General features: G+C 38.2%; 18 protein-coding genes and 1 riboswitch. Of the genes, 11 read left to right on the forward strand and 7 right to left on the reverse strand.

The genetic code is table 11. From position 1 onward, the window contains the following. Positions 1 to 209 precede the first annotated feature (209 nt). The 4 genes from OCI93_RS18550 to OCI93_RS18565 all read right to left on the reverse strand — a co-directional run bounded on the left by OCI93_RS18550 (position 210) and on the right by OCI93_RS18565 (position 5,430). A complete protein-coding gene (locus OCI93_RS18550) occupies positions 210 to 761 on the reverse strand; it encodes a DUF4136 domain-containing protein (RefSeq protein WP_261593927.1) in 552 nt (183 codons plus the stop codon). Positions 762 to 828: 67 nt separating this feature from the next. After that, a complete protein-coding gene (locus tag OCI93_RS18555) occupies positions 829 to 3,621 on the reverse strand; it encodes an ATPase (RefSeq protein ID WP_261627016.1) in 2,793 nt (930 codons plus the stop codon). Beyond that, complete coding sequence (locus tag OCI93_RS18560) at positions 3,618 to 4,169, reverse strand: condensin complex protein MksE (protein ID WP_261627017.1); 552 nt, start codon at positions 4,167 to 4,169, stop codon at positions 3,618 to 3,620. The genes OCI93_RS18555 and OCI93_RS18560 overlap by 4 nt, the downstream gene beginning before the upstream one ends. A 4-nt stretch (positions 4,170 to 4,173) precedes the next feature. After that, positions 4,174 to 5,430 (reverse strand): hypothetical protein, encoded by a 1,257-nt coding sequence (locus OCI93_RS18565; protein WP_261627018.1) that lies wholly within the window; start codon positions 5,428 to 5,430, stop codon positions 4,174 to 4,176. Positions 5,431 to 5,582: 152 nt separating this feature from the next. Between OCI93_RS18565 and nhaD the strand changes: the two genes are divergently transcribed. The 3 genes from nhaD (at position 5,583) to OCI93_RS18580 (ending at position 10,058) form a co-directional block, all read left to right on the forward strand. Further along, positions 5,583 to 6,830, forward strand: coding sequence for a sodium:proton antiporter NhaD (gene nhaD, locus OCI93_RS18570; protein WP_261593920.1), 1,248 nt, complete (start codon positions 5,583 to 5,585; stop codon positions 6,828 to 6,830). Positions 6,831 to 6,950: 120 nt separating this feature from the next. Further along, positions 6,951 to 7,123: riboswitch (Lysine riboswitch) on the forward strand. Between the two features lie 83 nt (positions 7,124 to 7,206). Further along, positions 7,207 to 8,553 (forward strand): lysine-sensitive aspartokinase 3, encoded by a 1,347-nt coding sequence (gene lysC, locus OCI93_RS18575; RefSeq protein WP_261627019.1) that lies wholly within the window; start codon positions 7,207 to 7,209, stop codon positions 8,551 to 8,553. A 182-nt stretch (positions 8,554 to 8,735) separates the two neighbouring features. Further along, positions 8,736 to 10,058, forward strand: a complete 1,323-nt coding sequence (locus tag OCI93_RS18580) for a sodium-dependent transporter (RefSeq protein WP_261627020.1) — start codon at positions 8,736 to 8,738, stop codon at positions 10,056 to 10,058. 63 nt (positions 10,059 to 10,121) lie between these two features. On the opposite strand, the gene OCI93_RS18585 is transcribed toward OCI93_RS18580, so the two are convergent. After that, on the reverse strand, positions 10,122 to 12,272 hold the full coding sequence (locus OCI93_RS18585) for a carbohydrate binding family 9 domain-containing protein (RefSeq protein ID WP_261627021.1): 2,151 nt from the start codon (positions 12,270 to 12,272) through the stop codon (positions 10,122 to 10,124). A gap of 259 nt (positions 12,273 to 12,531) precedes the next feature. Between OCI93_RS18585 and OCI93_RS18590 the strand changes: the two genes are divergently transcribed. Genes OCI93_RS18590 through OCI93_RS18600 form a run of 3 tightly spaced genes read left to right on the forward strand, consistent with a single transcriptional unit; the run spans position 12,532 to position 15,616 of the window. After that, complete coding sequence (locus OCI93_RS18590; RefSeq protein WP_261627022.1) at positions 12,532 to 13,902, forward strand: DASH family cryptochrome; 1,371 nt, start codon at positions 12,532 to 12,534, stop codon at positions 13,900 to 13,902. After that, entirely contained in the window at positions 13,899 to 14,048 is a 150-nt protein-coding gene (locus OCI93_RS18595) for a DUF2256 domain-containing protein (RefSeq protein ID WP_261593908.1), read from the forward strand. The genes OCI93_RS18590 and OCI93_RS18595 overlap by 4 nt, the downstream gene beginning before the upstream one ends. Then, entirely contained in the window at positions 14,045 to 15,616 is a 1,572-nt protein-coding gene (locus OCI93_RS18600) for a cryptochrome/photolyase family protein (RefSeq protein ID WP_261627023.1), read from the forward strand. The genes OCI93_RS18595 and OCI93_RS18600 overlap by 4 nt, the downstream gene beginning before the upstream one ends. A gap of 104 nt (positions 15,617 to 15,720) precedes the next feature. Here the strand turns inward: OCI93_RS18600 and OCI93_RS18605 are convergent, their stop codons facing one another. Continuing rightward, entirely contained in the window at positions 15,721 to 16,446 is a 726-nt protein-coding gene (locus OCI93_RS18605; protein WP_261627024.1) for a substrate-binding periplasmic protein, read from the reverse strand. A 392-nt stretch (positions 16,447 to 16,838) separates the two neighbouring features. Here OCI93_RS18605 and OCI93_RS18610 point away from each other — a divergent pair, with 392 nt between their 5' ends. From OCI93_RS18610 to OCI93_RS18620, 3 genes are all read left to right on the forward strand, one after another. After that, complete coding sequence (locus OCI93_RS18610; RefSeq protein ID WP_261627025.1) at positions 16,839 to 18,908, forward strand: winged helix-turn-helix domain-containing protein; 2,070 nt, start codon at positions 16,839 to 16,841, stop codon at positions 18,906 to 18,908. 19 nt (positions 18,909 to 18,927) lie between these two features. Then, a complete protein-coding gene (locus OCI93_RS18615; protein ID WP_261593902.1) occupies positions 18,928 to 19,659 on the forward strand; it encodes an NAD(P)-binding oxidoreductase in 732 nt (243 codons plus the stop codon). A 232-nt stretch (positions 19,660 to 19,891) separates the two neighbouring features. After that, positions 19,892 to 22,096 (forward strand): tetratricopeptide repeat protein, encoded by a 2,205-nt coding sequence (locus tag OCI93_RS18620; RefSeq protein ID WP_261627026.1) that lies wholly within the window; start codon positions 19,892 to 19,894, stop codon positions 22,094 to 22,096. An 80-nt stretch (positions 22,097 to 22,176) separates the two neighbouring features. Here OCI93_RS18620 and OCI93_RS18625 read toward each other — a convergent pair whose 3' ends face one another. Continuing rightward, positions 22,177 to 22,977 (reverse strand): AraC family transcriptional regulator, encoded by an 801-nt coding sequence (locus OCI93_RS18625; RefSeq protein ID WP_261593900.1) that lies wholly within the window; start codon positions 22,975 to 22,977, stop codon positions 22,177 to 22,179. Between the two features lie 134 nt (positions 22,978 to 23,111). Here OCI93_RS18625 and OCI93_RS18630 point away from each other — a divergent pair, with 134 nt between their 5' ends. Next, positions 23,112 to 23,486 carry a hypothetical protein gene (locus OCI93_RS18630; RefSeq protein WP_261593898.1) on the forward strand — a complete coding sequence of 125 codons (375 nt, stop codon included), beginning with the start codon at positions 23,112 to 23,114 and terminating at the stop codon, positions 23,484 to 23,486. 25 nt (positions 23,487 to 23,511) lie between these two features. Continuing rightward, on the forward strand, positions 23,512 to 24,024 hold the full coding sequence (locus tag OCI93_RS18635; protein ID WP_261593897.1) for a GNAT family N-acetyltransferase: 513 nt from the start codon (positions 23,512 to 23,514) through the stop codon (positions 24,022 to 24,024). Positions 24,025 to 24,076: the final 52 nt, after the last annotated feature.

Raw genomic sequence — 24,076 nt, forward strand, 5'->3', positions numbered from 1 at the left:
GCCATTGGAAACTTTATTAGATGGAAAATTGATCTGGGCTGAGAAAAATTTAGCTCAAATCTAGACTGACAGTCACCGATTAAAAAACGGGTAACTGTCAGATCAAGTCTGAGCTAGTACAAATTAGCATAACGTCAAGCTCAACACTTTCATGTTTTAGTGCAGTGCAGCGACACATCATAGCGAAGCTGCACGGTATATAAGCACTCTTAGTACTGCACTTTGGGTGGGAAGTTTTGCAAAATATCACCAACCGTTTTATTGATTGAGGCTGTTCTTTGCTCTGGCGTTTGCTTAGAACGTAGTCGGCCTTCTTTGGCACCGCGCCAAATTAATTGTTGTGATGCATTATCAATCACGTCAATAACCAAAGTGCCCACGTCGTATTCTTTGGCTGTAGTTTGGCTTTGCATTCCCCAGCCCCAATAATTCCAACGCACGCCATAGTGTGTGTTGAGAGTGCTAGATTCTATTTTACTCTCTACAGATGCATGATAGTTAACTAACACGTCGGCTGTGTCGGCTTCAACCATACGCATACCCTGTGTGGATAAGCTTTGCTTGATTGCCGTTCTTACCCGCTTTTCCATTAAATCATTGATCTGGTAGTCTGTTTTGCTTGCTTTTAGGGCTGCATTGGGTGCCCATGCAAAGGTTTTATAATTTGCAAACTCTATTGATTGGTCGTAATCCCAATCTGGCGAGCTTGAGCACGCACTCAATAATAATATTGCGGATGAAATAAGTAACTTTTTAAACATAATCAACACTCCTTTGGTCACCTTGCTAAGCATACAAGCTGACCTATAAACAATTTAAACTATCAGATCAGACCGTTGCATTACTGCTATGTTCCACTTCAATCCAGTCTTTTTCGTCTACCCAGTTTTGGCTACCATTTTTAACGCTGCGAATTGGCACAATATAATCACAGCTAATTTGTGGCTTAACAGAAGCAAAAATAGGCACGAAACCAAAACTTAATGCAGTTTCGATAATGGCTTTTTGGTTCTGGGGATCAATATCAGCCGCTTCATCAATATAAATAGGAATACGATATAGCGCCTGCTCTTGATCAGAAAGTAAATAACGAATGAATAACATACCACATAACAATTTTATTGTAATACGTGTTCCATTTGACCCAGCTGAATCAATTTTATCAAATTGTTCCGTTTCTCCAGCGCGATTGACTACTTCAAAGCGAATATCGAACAGGTCTGTAAGTGTTAAACCTGCTTTGTCACTTGCTAATTTAATCAAATGGTCTTTGGCTTGGTTTAATGCCTTTTGATCAGTCGGTTGTACTGATAGTAAGTCAAAATTATCTCCTTTTTCATAACTATCTGAGGTGCTAATAATGGTATCTATACTGTCAACTAACATTTTACGAGCAATAATATTAATCTTAAATGATTGCAAGTTTGAAATGCGATGCTGGCTTATACCACGATTAAAGCTATTCATTTCACGACGAAGACGGTCTAAGTCTTCACGTAATCCTTTGATAGTTGCAGCAACTTCGGTTAATGCCACACGTGCGTGGCGTTCAACCGCGTCTCGTTCATTATCTAGGTTATGATATGCACTGATCAATTTTGCATATTTTTCATTTTCATCGCTTTCGTTATCGAATTTGGTAATACCGGCGTTATAAATATGCAGATAAGTGTTTCTAACATTAACAGCTAAGTTTTTCAGCTCGTTACACTGCTTATTAAATTGGTGTATCACTTCCGCTAAGTTATCAAAATCCAATTTAACATCTACAGGGTAGGGTACTTGCTTACCCGTAAAAATGTCTAATGTGTGATCTATGCGCTCAGATTTAACCTGACGTAATCTATCGTTTTGACGCGTTAATAAGTCTTGCTTACTTTTGATAATAGAACGTCTATCTGAAATTGAGCCTGCATTACGTTGCACATCTTGTAAATACTCATCAACTTGCTCGCGTTCGGCATTAAGCTGTTCACGAAGCAACTCTTGTGCATCTATAGATTGTTGCATAGTTTGATACTGTTCAAAGCGTTTTAATGCGCCTTCAAGGCCCATTAGCTCTTCATAAAGTGCATCACGCTCTTGTTGTTTTTGCGCAACATTAGCAGCCACGTCACGTTGTTGTTTAAATTCCAGTAATGACTGTTGCAGTGCATCTAGCTGCGCTTTTAGTTGCTCTTTATTATCACCACTTTGCATTTGCACCGGGCTGAGCTTTTTAAGTTTAATGGTTGCCCCTGGTAAAGTCAGTTCACCGCCTTTAACATTGGCTGATAGCTGTGCTAAAAACGCGCCAAATTCATCATCATCGGTAATCGTAACTTCACCAAGGTTGGTGGTAGCAAACGATAGTAAATCGGGATTTAGAATACGTGATATCTCTTCAACTTCTTTAAGCGACAAGTCTTCTCGCATGCGAGTAAATAAGTTAAATTCAAGGTTTTTAAGCTGTAGTTTTAAACTCTTGATTTGCTTTTGTGTTTCGTTAATTCGATAGTCCAAAGTATGCAAGCTTTGGCCCTGCGCACTATTAATAGAAAACGATAATTGCTCATATTCTTTTTTTAGTAGCTGCAAATTTGTTTTCAATGTTGCGTGGTTAGTCAGTTCAAACTCGGTTTTAAGGGCATAATAATCGTTAAACCATTGCTCTATTTGTGTTTGCTTTCGCTCAATATCTCGTGATTGTTGTAAGTACAGCTGTTGTTTTTGCTCAAAATCATGTTTTTCTTGTTCAATGTCTTCTAACTGAACACTGAGTTCAGACATATGTTCTTGCTGGTATTGATCATACTCAACTAGGGCAACATCAATCTTAGGCGAGTAGGCGGCAAGTTTACCTTTAATGGTAACTTCACTTTCAAGCATCGTTTCAAGTGCTGCGATAGGTTCTTGCATTGATTCTAGTGCACTTAGTTCGCGACGAGCACGATTAACTTTATCAAATGCCCTTCGCCACACTTCATAAAAATCCACACGCGAGTTTGACATATGGCGCTCAAATACTCGCAGCATAAAACGTTTTACGTCACTTGCTCCAAGTTTGTGTAGATTTAAAATACGGCGGAATATTTCTTTATAGATAGCCGCATCTTGCACATTGTTAAGCGGGATCATTTTAAGGTTTACATCGGAGTCAAACTGAGTTGTTCCACCGGTGAGTAGGGCGTTTAATTCTTGTGCTTTGAGTTCTTTTGGCTTTTTACCTTGGGCTTCTAAGTGTTTAAATAACTTAGTGTATTTGATGATGCTCTTACCCTCGGTAAAATCATCAAGGTTTAATTGACCATTGAAGCAAAAAAACTGATGTGCAAAGCCGGCTATTTTTCCAAGTCCAGCAACGCCAATTACCACATCACCATGGGGTAGGTTCGCCTCAAGCAAAATATATGACTGATCTGTAGAGAAATAAAACTTTCTAGTGTCTTCTAAGTCATGCCCATCCCATTCAGTTAAGCGCAAGTCATTTATTAATGGGAACTGTAGGGCATTAATAACAGAACTTTTGCCGGTATTATTTGGGGCGCAAATCGAGGCGCTTTTATTCAGAGGTATGACGCATTTTGCGTAGCCTGCCGTATTCAATAATGCTAATTTACTTAGCCCGTATAACTTACTCATACTTCTTCCTCGAGTCCGTCAAAACTGCCTTCGTTTACTTCCATTAATGCGTCGATATAACGATAAACGGGTGCTAGGTGCACAAAACCTTGTTCAACTTCTTTTGCGAGCCCTAAACGGACCATACGAAGGTAAACATCTTTTCGTAAATCGGATCCTGAGAAAATTTCCAACTGATCGAATAGGTGCTTATTTAATTGAACTAACGTTTGCATCAGCTCCAAATCTGCCACTTCGTCAAATAAGGCACGCAGAGGGTCCTTACCTTGGTTTGCATAATGCTCAATCAAAATGAATACGGTCAAAGCAATGGCTCTGGAGATTTTACCCATGTTTGGTGTACTTTCATCGCTTGCAAGATAGTAAAAGCCTCTACTGTCGTGCTGTAAGTCGTGACCAAGGGCATTAAATAAGGCCTGATAAGCATCAATATGTTGGTCCAGTTGTTGCCAAAGTGTGGTGTCTTGCTCACTGATGTGATGTCCGCTCACCAATTTTTTATTGATGGCTTGTAATTCACTTAGTTCTGATAAGTTAATTTGTGTCATGATTTTATTCTTGTACTGTACTTGCATTAAACGGGTAAAGCGCAAAGGTATTGCCATTAATGCTAACTTTGGTGCGTTCAGTGTCTTGATGTAATTCAAATTGTTGGTCGCTGATTAACTTTTGGTATAAAAACAGCATTTCATCTGCGTCTAAGCTCGGGTATTGCTCATTCAAAAAGTCCAGTAATGCCTGACGTTTAGCGCCGCTATTGGCAAATTTTTTGGTAAATGATAAACGCACATCGTTATAATCAGGAATGTTTGGGCTTTGATAGGCTGGCACGTCAGTGCTGTCAGGTAACTCGTAGTCTGCATGTTCAAATTGAGCAAGGCTTGCCATGTATGCAACCATATGACGTTGTTGGCCAAGTGAAAAACGCTGAATGTCAGATACAAATTCAGGTTGTACGGAGGTAAGCATACGATCAACACCATTTTTACGAATTAAACCAAGCACTTTGGCAGCTTGTCGAGTGATTAATGTATTACGACGTAATTCTTCACGCAGAGGCATCAGCATATCAGCACTTTTTCGCAAACTCTCACGTCCTACTAGGTGCATATCTAAAATTCGAGTACGAAGTTGTTCAAGCATTCGCTTATCGCGGGCACCGCGGCCAAACAGCTCGATGTTTTCAATCTGGTTGCTGATTTGTTGTTCTATCATAATAAAACAGGCATGAAATGGACCTCGAATATCCACCATTTCAAGCATTGGTTCGATATACTCATCAAACGCTTCAATAACCGCTTTATAACGCTTTTGCAATGATAGATTACTGTTGTCAGACTTTGCTTGTTCAACGAGATTGAAAATAGCACTTTCATTATGTTCAAACAATTTGACTATTTTACGAACACGTTCATCCATGATGCGGCTAAAGCGTCGAAGCTCGCTGAAATCACCCTCATCACCCGCTTGGTGTAAACGTAAACCTAGTCGCTCTAAGTCTTTTACTAACACAGTAATTTCTTCTGCTAAACCTAAGTTTTCTTCTTGTAATAAAAAGCTGGCAAAATCGGCGATTGCACGATTAATCTCTAATTGTGATGACTTAGCCAGTGGAATGATAATTTCTTGATTTAAAAGACGGTTAGTCTCTTTAAAAATTCGTTCGCTCGTCCACTGAGGATTTTTATGTTTTATGATGCTTTGAACATCTTTTGCGCTGAAATCGGTCATTTTAAACCGTTTAAAAAGCAGCTCTAATACGCTCCAATGTTCATGAAGTGTATTTAATACTTTTTTTGCTGGGATCATAACTTTCCAGTTTGTATCAATTTTGTGACATATAGGGCAAATTAATTACTTGTAGCCATAGCGTATACACGCTGCAAATGCTATTCTTCGCGCCGATTTACCACGTTACCTTCAAATTTTATTAATTTTACTTAACAGGTTGTTTACGCAATATGGTTACGCCCATTATCCTTACCCTGATAGCGATTGCGTTCTTGCTTATCGTTATAGAGGATATCATCCATGTAAACAAGGCCAAAACTACCCTTTTTTTTGGTACTTTATGTTGGATTATCGCTTTTATCTTCCCAATTAATGGGCAAAGCCCAGAAACTGTACAACATCAATTAGATCATAACATTCTTGAAATCGCCACTCTATGGTTATTCTTAATGGCAGCAATGACATTTGTCGCTTATTTGAATTCTAAAGGCTTTATTCAAAATATTGTTCACCGGGTAATGCCAGCCCAGATAAGTGAGCGTAAGTTAATGTTTTTGGTCGGTATATCAGCATTTATATTTTCGTCTATTTCAGACAATATTACCGCAACATTGATTTCCCTTGCTGTGGTTATGTCATTGAAGTTAGACCCCAAAAAATTAATAAAGTACGCAACACTTATTATTTTTAGCGTAAACAGTGGGGGGGTGTCGTTAATAACCGGTGATGTAACCACGTTAATGATATTTTTAGCTGACAAAGTGACGATCCCTGATTTGTTATTGCTCATCGCGCCTGCGTTAGTGAGCGTAATTGCACTTGCTGCAATGCTGTCGGTGGGTATGAATAGCACTTTGGAGTTTAATAAAGATACAACTAGGCGAATTGAAAAAACCGACATTACCATTGCAGTTATTTTTATGTCGACGATTTTTGCCACTTTATTTTTAAGTGTGCAATATAAAGTTCCGCCATTACTTACTTTTTTGTTTGGCTTGTCTTTGATGTTTTTAGTTGCACAGTTTTTGATGCGAAAAAAAGATGTCAATAAAAAGATTATTGATTACATTCGTGAAATTGAATACGACACCTTATTGTTCTTTGTTGGTGTGCTGCTCTTGGTTGGTGCGCTCAAAGAAGTAGGTGTTTTAGCCATGTTTACAGATCTGTACGTTTATATGAGTCCAGAATATGCTAACTATTTGATGGGACTGCTATCGGCAGCTGTCGATAATGTGCCGCTTACCGCTGCGCTGTTAAAAGCAGATATAACCATGACGGCTCAGCAGTGGCTGATGTTCACCTATGCAACTGGTGTTGGTGGCTCAATGTTGGTGATTGGATCTGCGGCAGGGATCATTGCCATGAGTAAAGTAAAGGCATTGACCTTTATGAGCTATTTGCGGATGTCATTGTATTTACTCATCGCTTATACCATTGGCTATGCGGGGGCATATGTGTCAGGTCAGTATATTTAGCCATTTTAAAGGTGTTTCTCGAATAAAAACTTGACACCCAGACGTCTAAAAGATATTTTTTGTCGGCCCACTTAATAAGTGGGCTTTTATTTTGCCAAGATTCAGGTTTGTTGCGGCAAAATATACAGAAGAGGTGCGATGCTTAGGTATTTAGTGGTAGGTGACGAGAGCCGATGACTGCTAATGAGGGAAGTATTCGCCGAGAAAAGCCATAGCACGTCACTGTGGGTTTTCGGTTTGCGAGGCTGAATCCTCGGAACTGTCACCGTTAATGGTGGAGAGCTTCTGGCAAAGGTCATATCATATTATTCCAGCACCTTTATTGCCAAGTTCTCCTGTTTTTATTGATCACGATGTGTGATCACAAGGAGATATCATGAGTTCGCAGTACACAGTCGCAAAGTTTGGTGGCACCAGTGTAGCCAATTATCCCGCCATGCTTCGCTGTGCGCAAATTATTCACAACGACAATCAAGTTCGGTTAGTTACTGTAAGTGCCAGCGCAGGCGTGACTAATCATTTGGTTACTCTCACTCAACAAAAAGCTAATGAATCACAAAGACTTGCGCTAGTTGAAGCCGTTGTTGCCATTCAAGATGCCATTTTACAGCAACTAACTTTAGATACTGATTTAGCAAAGGGCTTTGAACAAACCCTAGATGAATTTAAATCTTTGGCTTTGTTACCTGCTTTAAGCACTCAGCAATGCGATGAAATGTTGAGCTTTGGTGAGCGGCTTTCGTCTTTTTTGTTTACTCAAGTACTACGTAATTTAGGGGTTAATGCAGATCGCTTTGATGCTCGTAAAGTACTCAAAACCGATAATCGTTTTGGCAAAGCCACTCCTGATATTGTTGCCACAGCAGAAGCTGCACAATCACACCTTATCCCATTATTAGAAAGAAAAGTGATTGTTACACAGGGTTTTATTGGTAGTGATCCGTATGGACAAACGACTACGTTAGGCCGTGGTGGTTCAGATTATAGTGCGGCATTATTGGCTGAGGCAATTAAAGCACAATCTATCCATATTTGGACCGATGTTGTGGGTATTTTTAGCACTGATCCAAGACTATGTAGTAAAGCAACACCGATAGCCCGTTTAAGTTTTGATGAAGCGGCTGAAATGGCGACTTTTGGTGCTAAAGTACTTCATCCTGCCACCATATTGCCCGCAAGCCGTAGTGGGATTGCGGTGTTCGTTGGTTCAAGCCGAGACCCTCAAGCGGGTGGTACTTGGATTGAACGTGAAAAGTCGAACCTGCAGGGTATTCGTGCGGTAACACAGCGTAAAAACCAAATACTGCTAACATTGAAAAGCCCCGAAATGTTATTAGCCAGTGGTTTTTTAGCGCGCATATTTACTATTCTAAGCGAATATAACATCTCTGTTGATTTGGTCACTACGTCAGAAATTAGTGTGGCTATTACCTTAGACAATGCACAAAACTCATCACGCCCAGAGTTAGATCAAGCCTGTCTTGAACAGTTAAGTAAATTTTGCCATGTAACCGTTGAGAATAATTTAACCTTGGTTGCATTAATCGGTTCACAAATCCAGCTTAAACAACATCAGATGAATCTCATGCAGGTATTGAGTGATTTTAATATTCGTTTAATTTGCCATGGCGCAAGCAAACATAACTTGTGCTTTTTAGTTGAGCAATCCCATTCCGACCATGTTGTGCAATCAATCCACGCTCAATTATTAGAATCTGCGTAATAGGTATATCAATGAAAAAGGGCACTTTAAATAGTGCCAAATCTTGATTTGTATTGATATCGTTGAATTCTAATAAGTAAATTGATTAGTCTACGAAACAGAGCGTGGACCTATTTCATTCGCATTTTTTAACAACTTAAGTATAATCGGCCGACCAAAACAATAACTAAATTTGCGTAAATATGGCTCAATTACGAGATGGTTTTCAAAGCCGAATTGGCTTTGTACTCGCCGCGGCAGGTGCTGCAGTTGGATTAGGAAATATTTGGGGGTTTCCCACACAAGCGGCGAATCACGGTGGTGGTGCGTTTTTACTTGTTTACTTTATTGTTATATTTTTGTTAGCACTGCCTGCACTTTATACTGAACTTTATCTTGGCCACCAAGCACAATCAAACCCGGTTACAGCGCTTCGTCAAGCATGGCAGGAAAAAGCACCTAAAATAGGTGCTGGTGCAGGGTATATGGGGCTGTGTGGTGCCATAGTCATGTTAAGCTTTTATTCAATTGTGGCAGGTTGGATGTTGGCATTCTCGCTTGAGCCACTTGCACATGTATTTGGGTTTGAAAAGTTGAGTCAATTTTTAAAAGGAGACTCAACACTTAGAAACTTTATTTTTACGCCATTAATGTTGCTGCTTACTGCGAGTATTATTCTCAAAGGCGTTAAATCAGGTATTGAGGCATGGTCGCGGCGACTAATGCCTGTTTTGTTATTATTACTTATTGCTTTAATCGCCTATATTGCTACCTTGGAAGGCGCTGCTAAAGGCTTTAGTGCTTACCTTATTCCAGACTTTTCTAAAATTACCGACCCAGATTTAATTATTGCTGCAATGGGTCAGGCATTTTTCTCATTATCGTTAGGTGTGGGTTGCATGATGATCTACGGCTCATATTTGAAGCCAAACGAAAACCTACCAAAGTTAACATTAAGCGTTGCAGCTCTAGATACGGGGGTTGCATTTTTAGCAGGCTTATTAATTATACCCGCAGTATTTGTTGCTCAACATAATGGTGTACAAGTGTTTCAAGACGGTAAATTGATAGGTGAGGGTCGCCTAATTTTTGCTGTATTACCTGAGCTTTTTTCAAGTATGGGAGCAATTGGTTTATGGGTTGGTATGACCTTTTTTGTTTTGATGTCCATTGCGTCACTAACCTCAACCATTTCATCAACTGAAATCCCTGTCTCTTTTCTTGTTGAAAATCATGGCCTCGATAGACGAAGTGCAACTTGGTGGGTAACAGGCGTGATTATGGTTGTAGCAAGTTTAATTATTCTGAATTTTGAATGGTTATTTGGCTTAGTCATAAGCGTATTTACGCAATACCAACTACCGTTAATGGGTTTATTTTACTTTATTACAGTAGGCTGGATGTGGAAACGTGGTAATCAGCTACGTTTAGAATGTAAAGGCTTTCATTACTGGTTTGCACAATATGTTCGATTTGTGTGCCCAGTGTTGATGACAGCTGTGTTTTTAAATGTAGCAATAAAGTAGCTTAGTATATATTTGGAAAAGGCGTTTAAAACGCCTTTTTTGTTTCAAGCATACGGTATATTGTTACCAACGATTGATATAGTTTAGCTTAATTGTTTTTTCGTCGAACACGGTTCTTTTTTCATGCCAGCCATCTTCAAGACTGTAGCCTTTATTTATACTCAACTGATAAAGTTCGTCTGGCGCACTTTGATAACGTAATCGACTGAATATGGATAGATTGTCCGCGCGAGTATTATGTTGTAGCAAAGTATTCCATGACCACTCGCTATTAAATGCAACATTTGCCTTAAAGCGTGTGCTATACATATTTTCTTTAATTTCGCTTTGTGAATAGTAATGGTGACGTCTGCTCAGCTGTAACAGTACATGTTTGTTAGGCTTATAATTAACTTCAGCCAATACCTGCTTCCTATCGCTGTTATAAAATTCACCCGTTGTGATGCTAAGGTTACCAAATACTGTTTGATCCGTTGGTGTCTCCAAATAGGCTATCCATTGCCCAAAACGATAATTATCAGCATCAAAACCTATTGTTTTACCTAACGCATAGTGCTGTTTAAGTCGTTCTTTTCTAACCTCATATTGAAAATGAAAAGCAGTTGCATCTTTCATCTCTATACGCATTGGGCGAACTACATATCTTTTGCTCAACCAATTGTTATTTACATCACTTCGTTGGTAGTAAAAATAATTAATTTGATAGTAATTAATATATTCACTCAATGAGCTGGTTTTAGGTCGTTCACGATAGTGTGATACGAGTTCATAATAGTTAATACCATTACGATTGACAAAGCCTAGTGCTGGGTTAAAGTCTTCACCTAAATATCTGTACTTGGTACGTATATACACTTTATCGTTAGGTAAAGTAAGTTGAAGGCCATATGCTTTGGTATCTTGCTGTGAATACTGCTTCTGTGTTTCTTGATACCAAGCGTGTGTTCTTATTTGTTGATCATTAAAAATATTGCTTTCAAATCTATAATCTACACCATACAACTTGGTGTTTTTGCGCCCATCAGCGCTACCATTGGTAATGATTGCGCCTACTTGATGTTTATCTCCTAATTGGTGTTTTACACGGGCAACGCTCAGTTGGGTCGTTTCGCTAATTTCGCCATCTTTTTCTTGGTTTACACTTAAAATACCAAAACTTGTATTCCCTAACTGGCCTGTTAATTTCCCACCCCAATCAATGTCTAACACACCATTTTTAGTGCCCTGACCAATCTTACGCGAATAAAATGGCATCCCGTTATAATCATTGTTGTTAAAATCACCAAAACTAAATACTTGGCTGTCTTGTAAGAAAAAATCACGTTTTTCGGCAAAAAACTGACTAAATCTGGTCATATTTATATTTACTTCGTCTACATCAGTACCAGAAAAGTCAGTATTTACCGTCAGCACGCCGGTTAAGTTAGGCGTAAATTTATAAAATGCATCAATCGAAGGAGTCCATTTTGACTCTGTTTGAGTATCTTTAAAGCTCAGCCCTGTCTTTAGTTCAATGCCGACGCCTTGGGATAAGCCTTTTAAGTTACTGATTTTGGCAACCTGTGGGGCTGTCCAGCCCGCATTTTGTGGATCGTTAATATTCCAATAAACTTGCTTGTATGGCTTTGATAATTTGTGCCGTAACTGTAGTCCCCAGTCATTCTTATTCGGGTCAAACGATATTGATTGCATCGGTATAGCCATTTCAACGCTCCAACCATTTTGGGTGCGTTGTGTTTTGGCATACCAAATAGTGTTCCACTGACCTATGTAATGCGTACCATCGATTAGACCATCTTCTTTAACACCTGAAGGCGTAACGTGAAATAAGTAGGCATCACGCTTATCAAAATTAGTGTCTAAAGTAATACCAAAGTAATCTTCATCCCACATACGGTCACCTTGGGTAAGCACTCTGTCAGTAATTGTGTTTTGAGGTTGAGTAATTTCAGCGGCAACGTAAAAAAATGCATCATCATATGCTATTTTGGCTTTAATCGGGTAGATGGGCTTAGTACCAAAATTAGGTCTGAACTCAACAAATTGCTCAATTACCCTCGAACCATGCCATTCTTTGTTTTCTATATAACCATCAATAACAGGTGGGGTATTTAATTTTGATAAACTAATATTCTCTCTTTTAAAGTCAGTGGTTGCGTGCGCGGTTAAACATAACAACATCGCAGCTAGGTAAAAACATGTTAAGTAATGCATACTATTTCCTGATAAAAATACTTCATAAAATCATCTCAGGAACACTGTAAAAAGACGTGAAAAAGTAAGGAAATCAAATGACAAAAAAGTGATTAATTATTTTAAATTTAAGTAAGCTGTTGATAATAAAACTTTTAAATTATTTATTTGTAAGCGTTCGTAATATAGTTCAAGCAGTAAATAGTCAATGACTTATAAGGTGAACTAATTTTTTGGCTGTTACGTAGTGACGAGGTAATGTTTTTTAGGATTTGATCAAATGTCTCGCGCACTTTATTGGTTTACTCACGACTTACGCCTAGCAGATAACGAAGGGGTTATTTCATTGTTATCATCCAATAATTCAGTGGCATTTATTTATGTTATTGACCCTGATTGGTTTAGGCCACTCAATTATAGTCAAACATCAATGGGCGTGCACCGATGGCTTTTTTTACGGCAGTCAATTGAAGACCTGCATAATCAACTAATTGCAAAAGGTCAAAGCCTGCAAGTTGTGGTTGGCAACTCGGCAAATCAAATCTCAAAATTAGTTCGTGATCACAATGTCACGGCGCTTTACACTGCACAACAGTTTGGTCTTTATGAGCGGCATTCGTTAGAGAGAGTTAAAGCAATTTGCCCAAGCTTACAAGTGTATTCTTGTTGCACCAATACGTTGTTTACAAAGGATCAGATTGATGAGCACTCAATACCAATGCAATCTTTTTCAGCATTTAGAAAACATGTAGAAAGCAACGATTACAGCGTTAAAGAAGACCAAATACAAGAGAGTTCTCTTTGGGAAGCAAAACGCGCTTTATTACCTTTACAGGCGAAGAATCAGTTTAATAAAGTGCTCGATGACATAGAGCAAACAATGTTCAGGCCTCATGCCATTAATACTTTAAATAAATGGACAAATGAATTTGTTGGCGGAGAACAACATGCCTGTGAACATTTAAGCTATTATTTTAGCTCATCCGCACCGTTGACTTATAAAAAAACTAGAAACCAGTTAGAAGGAAAATGTTCATCCACAGGGTTTAGTCCTTATCTTGCAATAGGAAACCTCTCGCCAAGGCAAGTGTGGCATGCATTACGGCGCTATGAAAAACAAAACTTAGAGAATGAATCAACTTACTGGGTTGGTTTTGAACTATTGTGGCGAGAGTATTTTCAATGGTTATTGAATGATAACCCAAAAGCATTTTTTATGTTTAAAGGTTTGGCTAACAAAAAACCACTTACAAGTTTCTATACTCAACGATTTGCACAATGGTGTAATGGTAGAACAAATTATCCCTTAGTTAATGCATGTATGAACCAGCTTAATGCAACTGGCTATATTTCAAACAGGGGCAGGCAAATTGTAGCCAGTTGCCTAGTTAATGAACTTAGCGTTGATTGGCGATATGGTGCGGCTTACTTCCAAAAGCAGTTAATAGATTATGACGTTGCATCAAATTGGGGGAATTGGCAGTACATAGCTGGGGTAGGTGTAGACCCTCGAGGTGGACGGCATTTTAATATTGAGAAACAAACTCAACTGCATGATGAAAAAAACGCCTTTATAAATAAATGGCAAGGTAACCTTGAAGGCGAACAGACCTATGATTTAACTGATGCATCAGATTGGCCAGTTAAATGAGTAAATTAAATTTACCTGAAAAGACTTGCCAAGTCTGCTTGCGTCCTTTTAGCTGGCGTAAAAAATGGCAAAAGGATTGGGCTAACGTTAAATACTGTTCAAAACGATGCGCAAGTGACAGACGCACGTTAAGGAATAAACTATGAACAACACCTATCGATGCCTCAGACTTATTTTAGGTGATCAGCTCAACGCTCATCACAGTTGGTATAAACACAAGCATGATGATGTACTTTATGTAATTGCTGAGTTACATCAAGAAACCTCGTATACAACGCATCACATTCAAAAAATATGCGCTTTTTTTAGTGCAATGGAGCACTTTGCTCAGGCTTTAACAAAGGCCGGGCACAACGTAGCGTATTTATCTTTAGACGATACACGCGCCTTAAAAACGATACCAGAATTAATAAAATCGTTGATTTTAAAGTATAAAATCAATATTTTTGAATATCAGCTACCTGATGAATATAGGCTAAGGTCGCAGTTGTCATCGTTTACGAACTCTCTGTCAATTGAGGTTAACTACTTTGAAACTGAACATTTTTACTTAGATGAGGCACAGCTCACAGAGAGTTTCAAACAGGGTAAAAGTCATAAAATGGAAGCCTTCTATCGTAGGATGCGAAAAAAATTTAATATCTTGATGGATGGTGAAAAGCCATTAGGTGGTGACTGGAACTATGATAAACAAAACAGGAATAAGCTCAAGTCAGCAGACTTTGCCAAAGTGCCAGAACCATTACTATTCAAACATGATGTTAATAACATAATCGCACGTTTAAAGCGCCATGATGTTAAAACGATTGGCCGAATTAATGACAATTTAAATTGGCCAGTAACTCGTATACAAGCCAAAACACTGTTAGATTTTTTCTGTCAGTATTGTTTAGCAGGTTTTGGGCAGTTTCAAGATGCGATGACATGCAAACTCGATAATGCATTGCAATCTAGCCAATGGAGTTTGTTTCACAGTCGTTTGTCGTTTGCACTTAATAGTAAAATGCTTAGCCCAGAGTTTGTTATTAGTACTGTAGTGGCATATTACCATAAGCACCAGCAGCAAATTTCGCTACCTCAGATAGAGGGGTTTGTGAGACAGATTTTAGGTTGGCGAGAGTTTGTTAGAGGGATTTATTGGGCTAATATGCCGCAATATGCTCAGCTTAATCACTTAAAAGCAGAGCATGCTTTACCTAGTTGGTTTTGGAATGGTTCAACCCATATGAACTGTTTAAAACATGCCATACAGCAATCTCTAGATTATGCATACGCACACCATATTCAAAGGCTGATGATCACGGGCAACTTTTGTTTACTTGCAGGTATTGACCCTGATGTAGTGGATGATTGGTATTTAGGAGTTTATATCGATGCAATAGAGTGGGTAGAAATGCCCAATACCAGAGGTATGAGTCAATTTGCTGATGGTGGGATAGTTGGCTCAAAAGCTTATGCTGCAAGCGGCAATTATGTGAAAAAAATGAGTGACTACTGTAGTGGTTGTCAATATGACGTAACGCAAGCTACAGGCAAAAATGCATGCCCGTTAAACTCCTTATATTGGCGTTTTATGAATAAGCATGAAGAAGCCTTTGCTACAAATCCCCGTAACTCAATGGTTTATGCAAATTGGCGCAGAAAAAGCGAACTGCAACGCAAAGAAATTATTGAACAAGCAGAGCAATATCTCATAGATATTGAGTTACTTTAGCAACTAACTTTTTAAATAACATCAGTGTATCCTTTTTAAGAAAATAGTTGAGAAGGCAGCAACTTGAAAGCACTAATTTAGACGGGTTCAATTATGTGTTATGGTTAATTTTGCATTTTATACAGTGCCTTTCTTTTAAACACTTCATGTTCAGCGATCGTGATTAATTTTGCTAACTCACCGCTTTTTTTCATTTCTTTAAGCTTATTATCTACTCTTTTTATCAGGTTAATATGCTCTTTACGAATGTAATGATACAAGGGCAATTTATCTAAGTGCTGTGTTTGTGGGGTTATGTCTGTTATGCCAAGCTTTTTAAGTACCACAAGCCCATCCATTTTATTTGTGAGTGCGATATCAGCAAGCCCAGCTTGAATTAGCTTAAACATTTGACTGGTATTGTCAGTGTCAGTTATATCTTTTAAGCCTTTTGTAATATTGTCCGTATGCTTAACACCTCTTACCTTAACAACTTGATAACGTGCTAAATCTGCAGGGGTTTTTATATTCACTCCACTGCCTTTTTTGCTAAATACCATCGTTTCAAGATAATAATATGAGGTAGGGACCCGTATAGTTGAAGGTGTTTCTTCACCATAACTATATATACGCATTATTTCGCCATCATTTAACCCTACTGCCGTCTCGTGCTGAGCACGCTTTCCAGGTAATGGTGTGATAGTTATATTGATACCTAAGCGTTTATAAACTTCAGTAATAACAATACGACCTACTTCTTGTTCAATTAAGAAATTTATTGATGCAAAGTGGTAGCTTTGCCCGTAAAGGGGTAAAGATAGCAAGCAAAATAGTAAATAAAGATACTTCATAATTCTCTAATTTATAAATGGGCTTAACACAGCAGTACTTGCTTTGATTATAGCTTAATTGTTTATGGCAGACTAAAAGCCGATATTTAAAGTCATGATAAGAATATCAGTGAAATCACAATACTGGTACTTGAAGCTCAAGGTGCAATAAATAACTGTGCAATAAGTGCTCTCATTCAACAGATTTTGTATCATGCTAATATCATTTTGCATCTAAGGGTTTACAGTGCTACACAGCCTCTGCTTTGTCCGAATTGTCAACTCGCTGCTGCAAAACAAACAGCAAAGATAAGAACGGCCTAGTGCAAAGGGATATGAATAGCGTTTTTCTGCCAGTACTATTCACATTTTTATACATATTTACAATTGCATAAATTTGTAGGCTGATTAGTATGTTACAGCGCAAGCCAAAAAAGAATAAAACAATGCCTGTATTACAATTTGGTGATTTTCAATTTGATATTGCTTTATCACGCCTTACTCACGCCCATGCACAAGTAAGCCTTGATCCTAGGCAAATAGCCTTACTGACCTACTTTTTACAAAACCCACAGAGAATTATAAATAGAGATGAACTACAAACTCACATTTGGCAAGGGGTTATTGTTACTGATAATGCGATAAATAAGCTTATTGCTAATTTGCGCAAAGCACTGCGTGATGATGCAAAAGAACCTAAATATGTGCAAACAGTTCCAAAGTTAGGTTATCGCTTTGTTTGTGATGTCACTCCTATTGAGGTAGAAAGGGCTAAGCCTAACAACCAGTCACAACAAACAGTTAATTCTCCTCAGTTTTCAAGTGTTTGGGTTGTAGGTACGACCGTATTAATAATTTGCACTTTTATCTTCTGGCTCATTCAATCGAGCTCTAGTGACCCTAGTTTTGGTGATACAAACACACTAACTCGCTTTCATGGTTTGAAACATACCCCCGTTTTTATTGAAAATGAGAATAATTTTTTGTTTATCAATGATACTCACAGAAATAAGACTGTTTGGCTTAGCGATAGTAATACAGCATTGCCCCAGCAAATAAATCAAAGTGGCCGTTTTATAGATGACTTGATAAGTCATTATAATGGTAAATTATTGTATAAAGGGTATGAGCAAGAGTGTGGCTGGTTTATTACAAACTTTAATATAAAAAGCAGCCAAATTGGTAAGCATGTCGAGCAATTCACATTATGCGGTAATTTAGCAGTACACAGCTCAAAATTTAATGAGCGAAACGAAACTTTGTATGTGCTCGCACATCCAAAAAAGCAAGAGCACCTTAACCAATTATACCATGCGCAGCTCGGGCAGCCACTGGCACTTTTATCCGTTGATTTAGGCGAGAATTGGCGAATTGTCGCTATGGACCTAAGCCAGCTAGATAATAGAGTTCTGTTTACGGCACATTCACTTGATGGTAAAAGTGGCGCGTTTAGTTATGATCCAACTTTAAATGAGGTTAAAAAGCTCACCGAATTTGAAACTCTCGTTGAGCATATTGTGTGGGATCATAATGCTCAGGGAGTTGTCTTTATTACACAGGCACCAAATAGCCGTTTAATGCACTTAGACCTACAAAGTAATAATACGCAATTATTGGCCAACGTTAATGAGCGACTGTGTTGTAATATTGTACGCCATCCTAATTTGATTGATTATGTTTTTACAAGTAGTGACATAAACACAGATATAAAATGGCTATCAGCAAATTATTCGCTAGATAATAGCAGTGTCATTGATAGAGAGCCGGTTTTTGCAAATACCAAAGAGGGGCATTATTTTTTGTCTAACCGCTCTGGTAGTTCACAAATTTATTATCAAGCGCCTAATAAACATGCCCGACTGGTTACTGAACTCGCTAAGAACGTGAGAGTAGACTCTATGGCATTGTCAAACGACGATACTTTTTTACTGTTACGAGACAAACATCGCTTATGGCTTGTATCAACAAAAGATGAAGTATCAATAAATAATACATTTATTGATGGTTACGCTTATGCAGAGCATTGGCTAAGTAACACGTTATTCTCAGTTACAGTCAAGCAACATAAGGTAAAGCATGTTTTTATATTCAACACACAAATGCAAAAAATTGCCCAATTACAAGATGACTTTACCCAAATATTAACTGACCCCTTAGACCCAGCAACATATTACTTTGTTGGTAGTGAGGGAAAGCTTTATCGTGCATCCCCAGAGCAAATATTCTCGCCTACGACTGCACAGCAACTTAGTGCTATTGGAGATCTACCAGAGTTTTCAAGGCTATTAATCGAAGACCGCATTCTTTATGTTGTCAGCCGCTATGGAGATACGCTCTCAACCTATAAAATTGGCGATACACTGCAATTTCTAAGTAAGCAACCAATTAATGTATACCTCGGTTTTGATGTAAAAAATGGCCAAGTCATATATTCAGGTAAAACACACTATCGCAGTGAAGTTTATAGAACTGTTGCCTACTAACTCAACCAAGGAATTATAGATGACAAATAAAGTATTAGTATTAGGTGCAAGTGGGGCAACAGGGAAGCACGTTGTTACTTGTTTGCTCAAACATGATCTCAAGGTTGTTACGATTGTGAGAGAGTCGAGCACATTAGCGCCAATTTATGAACACAATGATAATTATGACGAAGTAAGAGCACAAATAGATACATTAGATATTGAGGTATTAGCAAAGCTTATATCACAATGTAATACCGTAATTTGCTGTCTTGGCCATAACTTAAGCATCCAAGGTATTTATGGTAAACCTAGAAAACTGGTGGTTAATGCTTTGATGAAGGTTACATCGGCTATCTCTAAGCTAGAAAAAAAAGCGAAAACAAAAGTTATTCTAATGAATACAACGGGAGTTAGAAATAGAGATATTGATGAAGCTCCTCCGCTATCTCAAAATCTCGTTATAGGTTTATTACGATGTACACTTCCTCCCCAAGTTGATAATGAGTTAGCTGCTGATCATTTGCGCGTTAACATCGGCCAAAATCATCCATACATTGAGTGGGTATCAGTACGCCCTGATGCTCTGATAGATGAACAAGCCGTTTCTCAATACGATATCACAGCTTCACCAACGAGAAATGCTATTTTTGATGCAGCTCAAACTAGCCGCATTAATGTAGCCAAATTTATGTGTGAGTTAACGCTTGATGAAAGGCTTTGGCGAAAATGGGAAGGACAAATGCCGGTCATTTACAATCGTGAGCTTTGATTTTAAAGCTGGTGCTGGTGTTAAAAATTAACAGCCGGACTTAGTTAACCTTTGTTGTGGAAAGCTTTTGATATCAGGCTTTGTAACCTTGCTACGATGACTTGCTATTGTGTAAATGCATATCAAGTTAATTATTTAATGTGTAATAGAGTGTAATATCTACAAAGGTTTATTATTACTAAAAATGCTTTAAACTTAGCGTACATGTAGTAATGAATTTTGGTTGTTATAAGTGCTAAAACCAACCCGTTTGTTTAGCTTTTTAATCGTCTTTTTAATATTTTGGGGTAACCCCGTAAGTGCTCAAAATGATTGGCAAATTATAGATGAATCGCTCAATCAAAAGCTAAATTCTGATCCTAATATAGCGTTAGAACAAGCCCAACAGATACTAGATACAAACCAGTACACATTTGAAACAAACCATGAAGCTTGGTTTTCACTTAATGAAATAATTGCTCACGCACAGGTTAACCTTGGGTACTTTGATAGTGCTTTAGTGATAGCCACTCAACTCTATGAACAACACAATGCTCAGACATACCCGATTTATAGAGTAAGGGCACTGTTGTTATTGGCTATGCTGTCAGAGCGACGTAGCGAAGTTAAGAATGTACAAGCTAAATCTTTGGAAGGGCTAAAATTACTTAAAAATGTCAAGACACCACACCCAATACTAAAAGCCGACCTTTATGCTTTACTGGGTACCAGTTATCGCTCACAAGCTGATTATGGTAATGCACTGAAATATGCAAAACTAGCCGCAGAGCTAAGCAAAAGCAACTTACCCAAACTTGCTCGCGCGCACAATCAGATTGGTGTGATCTACGACTATAGCGGTAACTTTGAGTTATCACTTAAACATCATGAACTATCTCTAAACATACGCAGACAAAATAATAATCAACAAGGGATATCAGATTCACTCTATAACATAGGTGAAATTTACCGTGATATGCAGCAGTTTAAGCAAGCACTTCAACATTTTAAACAAGCATTAAAAGTTGACCAATCTTTAGGTAATCCTTACCACATTGCAAATAGCCATGGCAAACTAGGACAAGTTTATTTGGCTATGGGTAAAATACAACTGGCTAAAGAACATATTAAGCAGGGAATAGAGATTACTAAAAGTATGAAGGCACCAGGTGATACTGGTTGGCAACTAAGTAATATGGCACAAGTTTATATTGCTCAGGGCAGGTTTGATGAAGCTCAAACAATAGCGATGGAGGCCTTAGAGCTTGCTTTGCAAGCCGATGCTAAACGCACAGAGCAAACAATACGCATGACGTTGTTAGATATATCAATAAAGCAAGGCAATCTAAAACTGGCTCGTGAGCATATTGAATTATTGCTTTCTATGCCAAATACAGGTTTACAGTACCAACAAAAGTTGTATCAAGTTAGTGCAAAGCTATATGAAGAGGAAGGCAATGCTGTAGATGCGTACCAGTCGCTAAAACAGTTTGTTGATGTACAAAAAAAGCGTAATGTCGATTTGCAAAAGCAGCAAACAGCGCGTTTAAGGCAAAATGTTGAAGTTATTCGACAAGAGCAAGAACTAAATTTATTGCTAAAAGAAAAAGATTTACAACAAGCACAACTTAATAATCTTAAGCTGCAAAGAGGCATTGTAATGTTAATAATGTTGTTGCTAGCGGGTGCTGTTTTGATGATTTACTGTAAGCAGGTTACTAAGCAAAAAATGACTGATTTAACTGCAAGCATGTTGGCAACAAACTTAGAAGAGAAAAATCAATTATTGGCGGATGTATCTCATGAATTGAGGACACCACTTGCAGCATTAAAGTTATCTGTTGAACTACTGGAACATAATATAGAGCCAGATGTAAATAAGGCATATGCAAGAGTACATGGAAAAATATCGCAACTAGATAACCTAATTGGTGATATATATCGTTCGGCACAGTTTGATAACAATGTTATGCAGTTAAATAAAGAACGGTGTAATTTAGGGGCGTTAATTCAAGATATAGTCAGTGATTTTGAACCGCAATTTCAGGAAAAACCCCAATCGTTAACTGTAAGTAAGTTACCAAGTAATTTAATGTGCACTGTAGATCCAGAGCGCTTTAAACAGATAATTATCAACTTATTAAATAATAGCCTTGCTTACACTTATGAAAATGGTGAAACGCATATCTCAATTGATGTAATTGACCATGGCAGCACAAAAAAAGTACAACTGATTGTTGCAGACTCTGAACCTGGTTTAAATGATATTGAGCTAAGTAAAATATTTGAACGCTTGTACCGTGTTGAATCATCAAGAAATAGAGACTTAGGTGGCTCAGGTTTAGGGTTAGCGATATGTCGCCAAATTGTACTCGCCCATGGTGGCGAAATTGTTGCTGAACAAAGTGCGCTTGGCGGTGTTGCTTTCAAAGTGCAATTAACTATAAATAACGTATAAACAAGGTACTTTTTAACTAGGCTTTGTGTATGGTTTTCTCTGCTTTTATTTTAAAATCAAGGCTATAAAGTAACCAAAATCTATATTTGATGCTGTTTTCGCCATGCTGCTGGCGTAATGGCATAGGCTTTTTTAAACTGACGAATAAAATGTGTTGTATCACTCCAACCTAGCTCTTCTACAATTTCACCTATTGACATTTTAGTGTGCAATAAAATGGTGCATGCTTGAGTTAAGCGGTACTTTGTGATCCAATCCCCTATTGAATAACCAGTTTGCTGTTTAACTAATGTGGCAAGATAGGCAGGGCTAGTGTGAACGGCAAGTGCAACATCCTTTAGAGAAATAGGCTGTGTATAGTTCAGTTGAATATGATTCAATGCATTAACTACCTTGCTCGATTTAAAAGTGCTGTTTATCTTTGTTGCACTCGCGTTTAGTGCTTCATTCAAAATCAAATTAAGAAAGCTTCTAAACACGTCTAAATCATTCGAGTGTTGTACATCAATATAATCTTGTAGCTGTAAAAAAAGCTGGCTGATCCATTGCCTGCGGTTTTCATTCAATTCGACCACGGGAAGAGCACCTAGGCGTATGTTTTTAAAAGGCTTCATCAGTTGATCTTCGTCACTAAGCCCGAAGCAATTTGGACAAAAACTTAACCACCAGACATCTAAATTTTGTACATTAGTTAACTTGTGTGGCATGCCCGCTGGCAATAACGTGAGCATATTAGCACCAACTTTGACCGACTCGCCATGATCAAGATGCAATGTACCGTTTAAAATGAATGTAATAACGTAATGTGTTTGCGAGCCGTGATCGTCATGATCTATTTGAGTGATTAGCTCATGGCCTACACTGAGAGCGTGTTTTAACATTTCCAGAAACTTAAGATCAAACAATTAGCAGATTATAGCGAATAGCCAGCTATATTTTCTAGCATAAATATTGATGATAATAGCTGTCAACGATAAATCAGCCGATTCGGCGCAGGCCAACACATAGGGTTTTTATGGACATATCACTTGCTATCATCGCGTTATCTTTACATATTTTGATTTGGGAAAAATTGCCTGACTGGGGGAGTTGGTTCAATTGGTTAATTGAGCAGGCCCCAAGGCCTTTGCAATATCTCTATGAAGCATGGCAATGCCCATATTGCTTCGGGTTTTGGGCAGCATTATTGTTGCATTGGTTAACTGGGGTATACACCTTAAGTTCGCTTGAAAATATGGTCAATTATCTTGGCAATGTAGCACAACCTTTAGCTTGGTTTTTTGATGCATTAGCAACAGCACTGTTTGTTATGCTTGGCAGTTTAGGGTTTAAGGCTATTTCAGGTCCAGCGATTAAGGGCTATCAGATGACAATGGAATTTAAAAATTAACGAGTGCTAAAGAGTAGGAGTTAACATGATACCAACTTTATTTGAATCAAATAGGCTCACATTTAGAAGTGCTGAAACGTACTTCAATAACATGCCAAAGCAAATTATTAGCTACGTAGGTTTGTTACTGACTGACAATGTACTCAAGACTCTGCCTCAAAACTGGCAGGCAGCATCTCAAACTGGAAGCGAAGAAAAATGGCTTGTTGAACAATTAAATGCAAGCTTACTGATCACCATTGAGTGTAAAAAATCATTAGACATAATTGGATTCATTTTTATTCATCCTGACAATAAGAATGCCCAAATTGGTTACTTGCTGGGTGAACCGTATTGGCATAAAGGCTATGGAAGTGAAGCATTAGAAGCGCTTGTTCAGTACTATCAAAAATCAGGAGTAATTAAGGTTTTGCATGCTGGGGTTAGCGCAGAGCATTTTGCTTCTATTAAGCTACTTGAAAAAGTGGGTTTCACTCGGGTTGAAGCAGATTGTAACAACTCAAATAATGTCATGTACATGTTAACGATTTCCAAATAAGGATTGTAATAGCTGCTAATATGAATTTAAAAAAGTAGTGGGGAAGGTAGGT

Source organism: Pseudoalteromonas holothuriae, from assembly GCF_945859825.1.
GTDB classification, from domain to species: domain Bacteria; phylum Pseudomonadota; class Gammaproteobacteria; order Enterobacterales; family Alteromonadaceae; genus Pseudoalteromonas; species Pseudoalteromonas holothuriae.

What these genes read in the sequence shown, in the direction of transcription:
- OCI93_RS18550 (WP_261593927.1), bottom strand. Translation starts at nt 761, where the DNA reads ATGTTTAAAAAGTTACTTATTTCATCCGCAATATTATTATTGAGTGCG.
- OCI93_RS18555 (WP_261627016.1), bottom strand. Translation starts at nt 3,621, where the DNA reads ATGAGTAAGTTATACGGGCTAAGTAAATTAGCATTATTGAATACGGCA.
- OCI93_RS18560 (WP_261627017.1), bottom strand. Translation starts at nt 4,169, where the DNA reads ATGACACAAATTAACTTATCAGAACTAAGTGAATTACAAGCCATCAAT.
- OCI93_RS18565 (WP_261627018.1), bottom strand. Translation starts at nt 5,430, where the DNA reads ATGATCCCAGCAAAAAAAGTATTAAATACACTTCATGAACATTGGAGC.
- nhaD (WP_261593920.1), top strand. Translation starts at nt 5,583, where the DNA reads ATGGTTACGCCCATTATCCTTACCCTGATAGCGATTGCGTTCTTGCTT.
- lysC (WP_261627019.1), top strand. Translation starts at nt 7,207, where the DNA reads ATGAGTTCGCAGTACACAGTCGCAAAGTTTGGTGGCACCAGTGTAGCC.
- OCI93_RS18580 (WP_261627020.1), top strand. Translation starts at nt 8,736, where the DNA reads ATGGCTCAATTACGAGATGGTTTTCAAAGCCGAATTGGCTTTGTACTC.
- OCI93_RS18585 (WP_261627021.1), bottom strand. Translation starts at nt 12,272, where the DNA reads ATGCATTACTTAACATGTTTTTACCTAGCTGCGATGTTGTTATGTTTA.
- OCI93_RS18590 (WP_261627022.1), top strand. Translation starts at nt 12,532, where the DNA reads ATGTCTCGCGCACTTTATTGGTTTACTCACGACTTACGCCTAGCAGAT.
- OCI93_RS18595 (WP_261593908.1), top strand. Translation starts at nt 13,899, where the DNA reads ATGAGTAAATTAAATTTACCTGAAAAGACTTGCCAAGTCTGCTTGCGT.
- OCI93_RS18600 (WP_261627023.1), top strand. Translation starts at nt 14,045, where the DNA reads ATGAACAACACCTATCGATGCCTCAGACTTATTTTAGGTGATCAGCTC.
- OCI93_RS18605 (WP_261627024.1), bottom strand. Translation starts at nt 16,446, where the DNA reads ATGAAGTATCTTTATTTACTATTTTGCTTGCTATCTTTACCCCTTTAC.
- OCI93_RS18610 (WP_261627025.1), top strand. Translation starts at nt 16,839, where the DNA reads ATGTTACAGCGCAAGCCAAAAAAGAATAAAACAATGCCTGTATTACAA.
- OCI93_RS18615 (WP_261593902.1), top strand. Translation starts at nt 18,928, where the DNA reads ATGACAAATAAAGTATTAGTATTAGGTGCAAGTGGGGCAACAGGGAAG.
- OCI93_RS18625 (WP_261593900.1), bottom strand. Translation starts at nt 22,977, where the DNA reads ATGTTAAAACACGCTCTCAGTGTAGGCCATGAGCTAATCACTCAAATA.
- OCI93_RS18630 (WP_261593898.1), top strand. Translation starts at nt 23,112, where the DNA reads ATGGACATATCACTTGCTATCATCGCGTTATCTTTACATATTTTGATT.
- OCI93_RS18635 (WP_261593897.1), top strand. Translation starts at nt 23,512, where the DNA reads ATGATACCAACTTTATTTGAATCAAATAGGCTCACATTTAGAAGTGCT.